The sequence below is a fragment of the Azospirillum sp. B4 genome (genome assembly GCF_000333275.1).
Taxonomy (GTDB): domain Bacteria; phylum Pseudomonadota; class Alphaproteobacteria; order Azospirillales; family Azospirillaceae; genus Nitrospirillum.
The window spans coordinates 1-10,187 of sequence record NZ_BACU01000159.1 but is presented as its reverse complement, the minus strand read 5'-3'; the positions used below and the strand labels follow the sequence as shown (position 1 = coordinate 10,187).

The following is a 10,187-nucleotide window of genomic DNA, read 5'->3' as shown; positions in this document are numbered from 1 at the left end:
AGCCGAACTCCCCGCCGTCGGCGAACTGGGTGGAGGCGTTCCACAGCACGATGCCGCTGTCCACCCGCGCCAGGAAGCGCTCCGCCGTGGCCGCGTCCTCGGTCACGATGCTGTCGGTGTGGTGGCTGCCGTGGCGCTCGATATGCGCGATGGCCTCATCCACGCCGTCCACCACCTTCACCGACAGGATGGCGTCCAGATACTCGGTATCCCAGTCGGCGTCGTCGGCGGGCAGGACGCGGGCGTCGAGATCCTGCACGGCGGCGTCGCCCCGCACCTCGCAGCCGGCGCCGATCAAATCCTCGATCAGGGCGGGCAGCTGGGCGGCCGCCACGTCGCGGTGGATCAGCAGCGTCTCCATGGCACCGCAGACGCCGGTGCGCCGCATCTTGGCGTTGAGGGCGATCGCCCGCGCCTTGGTGGGGTCGGCCGCCCGGTCGATGTAGACGTGGCAGATGCCGTCCAGGTGCTTGATCACCGGTACCCGCGATTCGGCCGCCACCCGCGCCGTCAGCGACTTGCCGCCGCGCGGGATGATGACGTCCACGTGCTCCGTCATGGTCAGCAGGATGCCCACGGCGGCGCGGTCGGTGGTGGGCACCAGTTGCACCGCGTCGGCGGGCAATCCGCCCTCCACCAGGCCCCGGCGCATGGCCGCGACGATGGTGGATGAGGAATGCAGGCTTTCCGATCCGCCCCGGAGGATGGCGGCGTTGCCGGACTTCACGCACAGGCCGCCGGCGTCGGCCGTCACGTTGGGCCGGCTTTCATAGATGATGCCGATGACGCCAAGGGGGACGCGCAGCCGCTGGATGCGCAGGCCGTTGGGCCGCGTCCAGTCCGCCAGGACGGCGCCCAGGGGATCGGGCAGGTCGGCCACATCCTCCAGCCCCTTGGCGATGGCTTCCAGCCGGCCCTCGTCCAGGCGCAGGCGGTCCAGCAAGGCGGCGGTCAGGCCCTTGGCCTGGCCGGCGGCCATGTCGCGGCCGTTGGCCTCCAGGATCAGGGCGGCGTCAGCGCGCAACGCGGATGCCGCGGCGCGCAGGCCGGCGACGCGCTGCTCCGGCGTGGTCACGGCCAACTGGGCGCTGGCGGCGCGCGCCCGCTGCCCGATGTCCCGCATCAACGCCGTAAGGTCGACCGTCTGCCCATCCATGATCCGCACGCCCTGAAGTCTTTCATGTGAACCGTCAAGCCTTGGCGGGAAACACCCGGGCGTGGCGGAAGTCCACAGTACACCAGCTGCCGACCTCCAGCGCCAGATCGCTCAGGCGGTCGCGGGACAGCTGCGCTTCCAGCGCGCGGCCGGCCAGGTCCAGTTCCACTCGGGCCACGGGGCCGGCGGCATGCACCATGCTGACCCGCGCGCTCCACTTGCCCTCGGGCACGCCATCGGCGGGCGCCACGCCCAGTTCCACCTGGTGGGGGCGCACATAGATGAGGGCGGGGCCCTCAGCGCCCACCTCGCCGTCCACCCGCACGGGGTGGCCATCAAGCCGGGCCACGCCCCGGTCGACGACCCCGTTCAGGCGGTTCACCCCGCCCAGGAAGTCGAAGACGAAACTGTCGGCCGGGGTGTCATACACCTCCGTCGGGGTGCCGACCTGGATGATCTGGCCGTGGTTCATCACCACCACCCGATCCGCCAGTTCCAGCGCCTCCTCCTGGTCGTGGGTCACGAAGATGGAGGTGATGTTCATGTCATCGTGCAGGTGGCGCAGCCACTTGCGCAGGTCCTTCCGCACCTTGGCATCCAGCGCGCCGAACGGCTCGTCCAGCAGTAGGACCTTGGGCTCGATGGCCAGCGCGCGGGCGAGCGCCACGCGCTGGCGCTGGCCGCCCGACAGCTGGCTGGGATAGCGGGTGGCCAGGTGCGACAGCTGCACCATGGTCAGCAGCTGGTCCACCCGGCGGCGGATGTCCATCTCCGCCGGCCGTTCCGCCTTCCTCTTCACCCGCAGGCCGAAAGCCACGTTGTCGAACACGGTCATGTGGCGGAACAGGGCGTAGTGCTGGAAGACGAATCCCACCTGGCGGTCGCGCGCCGCGCGGTCGCGGGTGTCCTGCCCGTCGAAGCTGACCTCGCCGGCGTCGGCGTGGTCCAGACCGGCGATGATGCGCAGCAAGGTGGTCTTGCCCGATCCGCTGGGCCCCAGCAGGGCCAGCAACTCGCCCGAGCGCACGTCCAGGCTGACACCGCCCAGCGCCGTGAAGGCGCCGAAGGTCTTTTCCACGTTGCGGATTTCAATGGCCATGCGCGCCGCCCGTTTTTCTAGCTGTCATCGTCGCTGCTCCGGTCACTTGAGGCTCAGCGCTTCGCGGCGGCGATCTGGTCGGCGAAACGCCATTCCAGGGCCGCCTTGGCCGCCAGGGTCACCAGCGCCAGCAGCGCCAGCAGCGAGGCCACCGCGAAGGCGGCCACGAAGTTGTATTCGTTGTACAGAATCTCGACATGCAGGGGCATGGTGTTGGTCTTGCCGCGGATGTGGCCGGACACGACGGACACCGCCCCGAACTCCCCCATGGCGCGGGCGTTGCACAGCAGCACGCCGTACAGCAAGCCCCAGCGGATGTTGGGCAGGGTCACCAGGCGAAAGGTCTGCCAGCCACTGGCGCCCAGGACGATGGCGGCTTCCTCATCCTCCACGCCCTGTTCCTGCATCAGCGGGATCAGCTCGCGCGCCACGAAGGGGAAGGTGACGAACACGGTGGCCAACACCACGCCCGGCACGGCGAAGATGATCTGCACCCCCTGGTCGCGCAGCCAGGGGCCCAGGCTGCCGTGCAGGCCGAACAGCAGCACGTAGACCAGGCCGGAAATGACCGGGGAGACGGAGAAGGGTAGGTCGATCAGGGCCAGCAGCAGGCTTTTGCCCTGGAACTGGAACTTGGCGATGGCCCAACTGGCCGCCACGCCGAACACCAGGTTCAGCGGAACGGCGATCAGCGCCACCGTCAGGGTCAACTTGACGGCCTGCAGGGCATCCGGGTCGGTCAGGCCCTTCATGAAGGCGCCGACGCCCTTGGCCAGGGCCTGGCTGAACACGGCGGCCAGCGGCAGGGCAAGGAAGGCGGCCAGGAACAGGATGGCCAAGCCGATCAGCGCCACGCGCGTCAGCGGACCTTCGCCCACGGCCGGGCGGCGGGAGTGGGGATCAGCGGGCATGGCGCGACCGGGTCCAGCGCTGCAGGAAGTTGATGCCCAGCAGCATGAGGAAGGAAAGCCCCAGCATGGCCGTGGCGATGACGGTGGCGCCGGCGTAGTCATACTGCTCCAGCCGGGCGACGATCAGCAGGGGCACGATCTCCGACACCGCCGGGATGTTGCCGGCGATGAAGATGACGGAGCCGTATTCGCCCACGCCCCGGGCGAAGGCCAGGGCGATGCCGGTCAGCAGCGCCGGCAGGATGGCCGGCAACAACACCTTGGTGAAGGTCTGCCAGCGGGTGGCGCCCAGCGAGGCCGCCGCCTCCTCCACCTCGGCGTCCAGATCCTGCAGCACCGGTTCCACCGTGCGCACGATGAAGGGCAGGCCCACGAACACCAGGGCGATGACGATGCCGATGGGGGTGAAGGCGATCTTGAAGCCGGCCGCCTTGGCGAAGGCGCCCACCCAGCCGTTGGGGGCATAGATCGCCGTCAGGGCGATGCCGGCGACGGAGGTGGGTAGGGCGAAGGGCAGGTCCACCATGGCGTCGATGATACGCCGGCCAGGGAAGCGATAGCGCACCAGCACCCAAGCCACGATCAGGCCGAACACGGCGTTGACCAGTGCGGCCACCAGCGCGCAGCCGAAACTGATGTAGAAGGCGTGCAGCACCCGGGGGGCCAGGGTGATGGCCCAGAATTTGGTCCAGCCCACGCCGGCCGCAACCAAGACCATGTGGCCCAGCGGGATCAGGACGATGAGGCAGAGGTAGAACAGGGTGAAGCCGAAGGCCGTGCCGAAGCCCGGCAGGATGGTCGGCGCCAGGAAGCCCCGTCCGCGCCTTGGCGCGGCGCTGCCGCTGGTGGACGCCGCGGCCGTCACCGGGCTCTCCCGTCCGAAAGGGATAAGTCGACGTGAGACGAACCCGGTCGGGTCATGAGCGGCCTTTCCCCAAATTCGAGACGCGAGATTAATGCATAAGCCCCGGAGCGTGTACAACCTTCACGCCGCGTGGTGCAGGCGCCTCTTTCACAGGGGTGCCATGCATCACTCAATAAATCACCATCATAAAAGTGTGAAATATAAGCCTATCGGTCGGAAACCGATTTCCCGCACGTTAGCGGTCACATCGCGTGTGACAGCGTTGTCCGCTATGGGGTAAAAGTCGTTTCAGGGAGGAAGGGCATGACAAAAACCAAGCTCGGCACCGTTTCCAGGCCGGTTTCCCCGGCTGGATCGACTATGCCGGCGCGCGCCCTGGCCTTGCCGGACAGCCGATACCGGATCCGGCCGCGCGATGAGCGTGCGCGGCGGGGCCTCCGTGGGGATGAGGCGCTACCAAGAAGCGGAGTACAGACAGCATGATGAATCGTCGCGCCCTGTTGCAGGGCACGGCCGCCCTGGCCGGGATGAGCGCCGTTGGCGGGGGCTGGCGCGCCGCGTTGGCGGCCGCGAAGGCCGAAAAGGTGACGTTCCCGAAGGATTTCCTTTGGGGTGCCGCCACCGCCGCCTACCAGGTCGAGGGCGGCTGGAACGCCGATGGCAAGGGGCCGTCCATCTGGGACACCTTCACCCATCAGAAGGGCCTGGGCCGCATCAAGAAGGACGACACCGGCGACGTGGCCTGCGACAGCTATCACAAGTACAAGGAAGACGCCGCCCTCATCCGCCAGCTGAATTTGAAGAGCTACCGCTATTCCATCGCCTGGTCGCGGGTGCAGCCGCTGGGCAAGGGTGCCGTCAACCAGGCCGGCCTGGACTATTACAAGCGCCTGACCGACGCGGTGCTTGAGGCGGGCGCCCGCCCGCTGGTCACGCTCTATCACTGGGACCTGCCGCAGGCGCTGGACGATGTGGGCGGTTGGACCAACCGCGACACCGCCGACCGCTTGGCGGAATACGCCGACATCGTGGGGCGCGCCCTGGGCGACCGCATCAGCCATTGGGCCATCCTGAACGAGCCCAAGACCTTCACCCACCTGGGCTATTGGGAGGGCATCTTCGCCCCCGGCCACAAGGACCCGCTGCAGATGCTGAAGGCCACCCACGTGGTGAACCTTAGCCAGGGCAAAGCTTTCCGCGCCCTGAAGGCCATCAATCCCAAGCTGCAGGTGGGCAGCGTCTGCGACGTGGCCAATATGGTGCCGCGTACGGACAGCGAGGCCGACAAGGCCGCGGCCGAGCGCTACCACCGTTTCCTGAACCTGTGGTTCCTGCAGCCGGTGCTGGACGGCACCTACCCCGACGTGCTGCCGACCGACCAGCGCGACGCCCTGCTGGGCTTCCTGCCGGGGGACGAGAAGATCATGCGCGCCGACTACGACATGGTAGGCCTGAACTACTATACTCGCTGGGTTGTGGCCGATAAGCCGGAAGGCAACGGCGTGCCCGGCCTGAACACCGACCATCAGTGGGGCGAGGGGCCGCACGCCAAGACCGACATCGGCTGGGACATCGACCCCGACGGCTTCCATGACACCCTGGTGCGCATGGCCAAGGCCATCGGCAACCGCCCCATCGAGATCACGGAAAGCGGCGCGGCCTACAACACGCCGCTGGTGAACGGCCATGTGAAGGATGAGAAACGCATCGACTACATGAAGGCTTATTTCGCCGCCCTCTCCCGCGCCATCAAGGACGGCGCGCCGGTGCGCGCCTACCACGCCTGGAGCCTGATGGACAATTTCGAGTGGGCCCAGGGCTACACCCAGCGCTTCGGCCTGACCTACGTCGACTATGCCAACAACCAGAAGCGGACCATCAAGGACTCCGGCCTCTGGTACGCCCAGGTCGCCCAGAACAACGGGTTTTGAGAACAACGGGTTCTGAGCGACCGTGTCTCAGGATGAAGGGACGGGCGGGGACATCCTCCGCCCGTTCTTTTCAGAAGATGTGCAGCTCCGGCCGGGCGTACAGGCGGGTGGGGGCGCCGTCCTCCCCGGTGGCGGCAAGGCTGAGCGCGGGGTTGCGGCGGTCCATCTTGCGACCGAATTCCAGGATGGGACGGCCCTTGTCGTCGGCCTCCAGCGCCTCGCCCGTGGTCAGGGCGGCGTTGACGCGGCAATGGTCCCGGGGTTCGCAAATGAAATCCAGCTGGTCGATGCTGGGCACGAAGAAGCCCATGACCGGGCCGACGAATTCCTCGATCGCCCGGTCCAGCACCTTGGCACCCTGGCGCAACTCGGCATAGGCGACGGGCTGGCCTTCGGTGGGCAGCACTTCCAGCATCACCGTGGCCCGCAACGCACCCTTGGCCTGGTTGCTGACCAGCTTGGCGTCGGCCGCCTCCCAATCGGGGCGGTAGGGAACGTAGAAATAGCCGTCGGGGGTGGATTCGATGGCTTCCTCCTTGCCGTTGTAGACGGCCCATAACTGGATGGGCAGCGGGCCGGACTTGTCTTTGCCCAGTTCCACCTTGAAGACCAGGCGCAGGTGGTGGCCGCTGGCGTTCTCCATGTGGTCCAGCACCTTCAGCGCCTCGGCCAGCGTGGCGTAGGAGGTCTTGCCGAACTGCTCGCGCGAGGTCACTACCATCTCCGGAATGGGCTCGGCCGTGGGGCCGGCCCCAGGGTCCACTCCGGGCACCGTGCCCGGCTGGGCCGAAGGCGGTTCCACCTGCGCTTCCGTCTGCCGCGCGCCGGCCCAGCCCGCAGGCAGCAGGATCAGGGCGGCCACCGCCGCCCGCCAATACGCCTTGGCTTTCAAAGAGACCCCCACGTTCAGCTCAGTCGCGGCCCCCATCGGCCGCCTTGATACTAAAGGACGTCATTGGGGCGGCGGTAGGGCCGCATCGAGGTCAATTTTTGGGGCCAGCCCGACTTGCCGGCGCGCGCCGGCACGCGATTTCCTTGAAAGGCGGGAACGCCTAAACGCTATATTAGTTTGGATATAGCGAACTTGAGGCAGGGAAGGGGACGGGCATGCGGTGTGCGGTGACGGGAATGATGGCGGCGGCGATGGTGGCCCTGGCGGTGCCGGCTTTCGCGCAGGGTGGTGGCCAGGCGGGAAGCTCCCCGGCGGCCGACCCTTCCTGCAAGGGCGTCGCGGTGGAATGGCCGGCCGACCTGAAGGCCTGGGGCGTTGCGGCCGTGCCGGTGACGGCGGCCACGGGTCCCGGCAGCATACCCGCCATCATGCCGGGCACGCCGGCGCGGATCACCTTGGCGCCGAAGGAGGGCGTGACCCTGGCGGTGACGCCGACCAAGCCGGTGGAGGACAAGACCTACGCCGGCACCGTGGCTTTCGTCGTTCCGGCGGCCGGGCCCTATCGCGTGGCGCTGGATGTGGGGGCCTGGATCGACGTGGTGGCGGACGGCAAGTCGCTGGACAGCACCAGCCACAGGCACGGCCCCAATTGCTCCGGCATCCGCAAGGTGGTGGATTTCGGCCTGGCCGCCGGTACCTATCAGCTGCAGCTGTCCAACAGCCCGGCCGCCACCGTCACCCTGCTGCTGGTGCCGCCGCAAAGCTGACCCGCCGCACCGTCCAGCCGCACCCCCTGTGCCAAAACGGCGGGCGATGCTATATACAGCGACATGACCAGCATCACCGCGACCAGCCCCTACGCCACCGTGGCCGCCGGCCTGCAGAGCAGCAGCGCGCGGGTGGACAGGGATGCCGTATCCATCGCCTCGGCCCAGGGTGACATCAACCCCACCGACGTGGTCAGCCTCAGCAGCGACGCCCTGACCTTCAAGGCCTTGACCAAGGTGGCCAAGACGGTGGACGAGAACCAGCAGCGTCTGCTGGACGTTCTCGCCTGACCACCGGCGGGGCCGCGATCAGCGGAACCGGAAGGGCACGGTGAAGGTGAAAACCTCACCCACAAGCAAGGCGTCCGGCGGTGGCGGCAGGGGATCGGCGTCGGCGACGGCCTGAAGCGCCACGCCATCCAACAGTCGGCTGCCGCTTGACGACTGTATCAGCGCCTGCCGCACCTGGCCGTCGGCCGTGACCGAAATCATCAACACCACCGTTCCGGCGGCGGCGATGCCCGATGGCCGATGGCGCGCCAGGGCCAGCCATACCGAACGGGTGTAGGCCTCGATCAGGTCCGGCGGCGGGGGGCCCACCCGGATCATCGCCGGCGGCGCGGCGGTGGGGGCGGGAGCCACGGGTGGCGCGGCGGGGCTGATGGTTTCGGCCGCTTCGGGTGGCAGGGATTGCGCCACGGGTGTGGGTGTCCGGGCCGGTTGGGGCGGCGGCCTTTGGGGTTGCGGCCTAAGGGGTTTTGGCGGGGCATGTTCCCGTCGCTTGGGCGATGCCGCCGCCTTTTGGGGCGGTGGCGCCGGGTTGTCGGGGGCCAGCAGCCGCGCCGTCACCACGACATCCCGCTCCTGGCCCGGCCCATGAGGGCCAGACCAGTGGGCCATCCAGGTGACCAGGGCCGCCTGGATGGCCAGGGCGAGAAGACCGGCGAAGACCGCGCCCGCCCGGGGACGCACCGCCTGGCCATAGGCGGCCTGGCGGGTGCCATCGCGGCCTCTGGGCGCTACCGCGGGCGGGGCGGTCTTCAATCGCAAGCTGGCCCCCGTCAGAACTGGACGGTCAGGCCGGCGTTGAACGACCGGCCCGGTCCCGGCACCGAACCCAGGGACGCGGCATAATTGCTGGCCAGCCAATCGCCGTAGTCGATGCCACCCAGGGGCAGGGCATAGGCCTTGTCCATCAGGTTTTCGACGGCCACGTCCAGGCGGATATTTCCCCAGGTGTAGCTGCCGCGCAGATTGACCAGGGTATAGCCGGGGGTTGTCGGTTCATGCAGCAGGCGATCAACCTGGTTCTTGGCGTCCACCATCTGCACCTCCGCCGTGCCATGCCAGTTCCCCAACGTGTGCTCCACGCCGATCCGGCCGTTCAGCGGCATGATGTGATAAAGCCCATCATCGTCCGAGACGGTCTGCCCGCGCAGCCAAGCGAGCGTGCCGGTGAGGCCAATGGCGCCAAGGTCGGCATCACGCCAGACGGTGGCCTGACCGGAGATGTCCAGGCCGTAGGTGCGGGCGTCGCGATTGGCGAACATGACCTTGGCGAAGGTCACGCCGTTGGACACCACGGCCCCGATCAGGCGCTGGCTGATATAATCCTCGATATAGCTGTAGTGGGGGGTCAGGCGCACCTCCCATGCGGGTGCCAGCGGCTCGCCCTCGGTGTTGACGGCCGGGGCGGCGTGCCAGGTCAGGGAGGCGCTGACGGTGTTGGCGACCTCGGGCTTCAGGTCGGGGTTGCCGACGTAAAAGTTGCCGTCGCCGTTCCACGTGATCATGCTGCTGGCCATGTTGCCGGTGGACCAGGCATAGCGCTCATACAGATTGGGTGACCGGCTTTTGCGGCCGTAGCCCAGGTCGATGGTCGTTCGGTCGTTGACGGCGTAGCGCAATTCGGCGGTGGCGTCGAAATTCGCGTCCGTGCGGGCGCGGTCGCGGGCGTTGAAGGCGGCGGCGTCCTTGGCGTAGCTGGCATTGTATCCCGACACGGTGCCGGTGTTCGTCCATACCGTGTCGTTGCGCAGCCCGGCCAGGGTGCTCCAGCCGCCGCCCCAGGTCCGTTCCCATTCCACGAAGGTGCCCAGGCGGTCGCGTGTGCCGCCGTTGATGGTGTGGAAGGTGTTGGGGCCCATCATCATGGCCATCATGCCGCCCACCGGCGGCCACCAGTCATCCAGGGCGTAGTGGTGGAACTCGCTGCCGACCCTCAGCGTGTCGGCCAGGGTCAGCGGAATGTCGGCCTTCACCGTGTAGCCTTCGGCGTTGGACCGCGTGTTCATCGGCATGCCTCCATCGTCCGAGCCGCCCTTGTCAGCCAGGAAGTTCATGGCGTGGCGCACATGCTGCCAATAGGCGGTGGCGTCCAGATGGCCCCAGGCGAATCCGGCCTTGTAGTGCGCGTCCACGGACGTGCCGCGGTTGTCGGTCATGTCCATGCGCTGGTTGGCGAAGCCCTCATAGGGGGTGTATTGCACGCCGCCGCGCACCTCCAGCACCCCATCCTCGCCCACCCGGGCCGCCACGCTGAGCGTGTGGCTCTGGGTTTCGAACA

The 10,187-nt window shown here is 68.0% G+C and carries 10 protein-coding genes; 3 read left to right on the top strand and 7 right to left on the bottom strand.

The genetic code is table 11. The features are described from left to right. The 4 genes from I55_RS07440 to cysT all read right to left on the bottom strand — a co-directional run. Positions 1 to 1,156, bottom strand: a 1,156-nt coding sequence (locus tag I55_RS07440; RefSeq protein ID WP_044559877.1) for a glutamate-5-semialdehyde dehydrogenase, incomplete at its 3' end; no start/stop codon positions are given. A 34-nt stretch (positions 1,157 to 1,190) separates the two neighbouring features. Next, positions 1,191 to 2,255 (bottom strand): sulfate/molybdate ABC transporter ATP-binding protein, encoded by a 1,065-nt coding sequence (locus I55_RS07435; protein ID WP_044559873.1) that lies wholly within the window; start codon positions 2,253 to 2,255, stop codon positions 1,191 to 1,193. A 53-nt stretch (positions 2,256 to 2,308) separates the two neighbouring features. Continuing rightward, positions 2,309 to 3,166, bottom strand: coding sequence for a sulfate ABC transporter permease subunit CysW (gene cysW / locus I55_RS07430; protein WP_044559872.1), 858 nt, complete (start codon positions 3,164 to 3,166; stop codon positions 2,309 to 2,311). Next, positions 3,156 to 4,031, bottom strand: a complete 876-nt coding sequence (cysT, locus tag I55_RS07425; protein ID WP_064742472.1) for a sulfate ABC transporter permease subunit CysT — start codon at positions 4,029 to 4,031, stop codon at positions 3,156 to 3,158. Before cysT ends, cysW begins: the two co-directional genes overlap by 11 nt. A 479-nt stretch (positions 4,032 to 4,510) precedes the next feature. Here cysT and I55_RS07420 point away from each other — a divergent pair, with 479 nt between their 5' ends. After that, positions 4,511 to 5,962 carry a GH1 family beta-glucosidase gene (locus tag I55_RS07420; protein ID WP_252181063.1) on the top strand — a complete coding sequence of 484 codons (1,452 nt, stop codon included), beginning with the start codon at positions 4,511 to 4,513 and terminating at the stop codon, positions 5,960 to 5,962. Between the two features lie 70 nt (positions 5,963 to 6,032). On the opposite strand, the gene I55_RS07415 is transcribed toward I55_RS07420, so the two are convergent. Further along, positions 6,033 to 6,854, bottom strand: coding sequence for a hypothetical protein (locus I55_RS07415; RefSeq protein WP_159107134.1), 822 nt, complete (start codon positions 6,852 to 6,854; stop codon positions 6,033 to 6,035). Between the two features lie 215 nt (positions 6,855 to 7,069). Between I55_RS07415 and I55_RS07410 the strand changes: the two genes are divergently transcribed. Together I55_RS07410 and I55_RS07405 are read left to right on the top strand one after the other, a co-directional pair. Next, positions 7,070 to 7,621, top strand: coding sequence for a hypothetical protein (locus I55_RS07410; protein WP_044559870.1), 552 nt, complete (start codon positions 7,070 to 7,072; stop codon positions 7,619 to 7,621). Positions 7,622 to 7,684: 63 nt separating this feature from the next. Further along, a complete protein-coding gene (locus tag I55_RS07405; protein ID WP_044559869.1) occupies positions 7,685 to 7,912 on the top strand; it encodes a hypothetical protein in 228 nt (75 codons plus the stop codon). Between the two features lie 18 nt (positions 7,913 to 7,930). On the opposite strand, the gene I55_RS07400 is transcribed toward I55_RS07405, so the two are convergent. Continuing rightward, positions 7,931 to 8,671: a TonB family protein gene (locus I55_RS07400; RefSeq protein WP_148293615.1), complete on the bottom strand. Its 741-nt coding sequence runs from the start codon at positions 8,669 to 8,671 to the stop codon at positions 7,931 to 7,933. Between the two features lie 11 nt (positions 8,672 to 8,682). Then, positions 8,683 to 10,187, bottom strand: a 1,505-nt coding sequence (locus I55_RS07395) for a TonB-dependent receptor (protein WP_044559867.1), incomplete at its 5' end; no start/stop codon positions are given.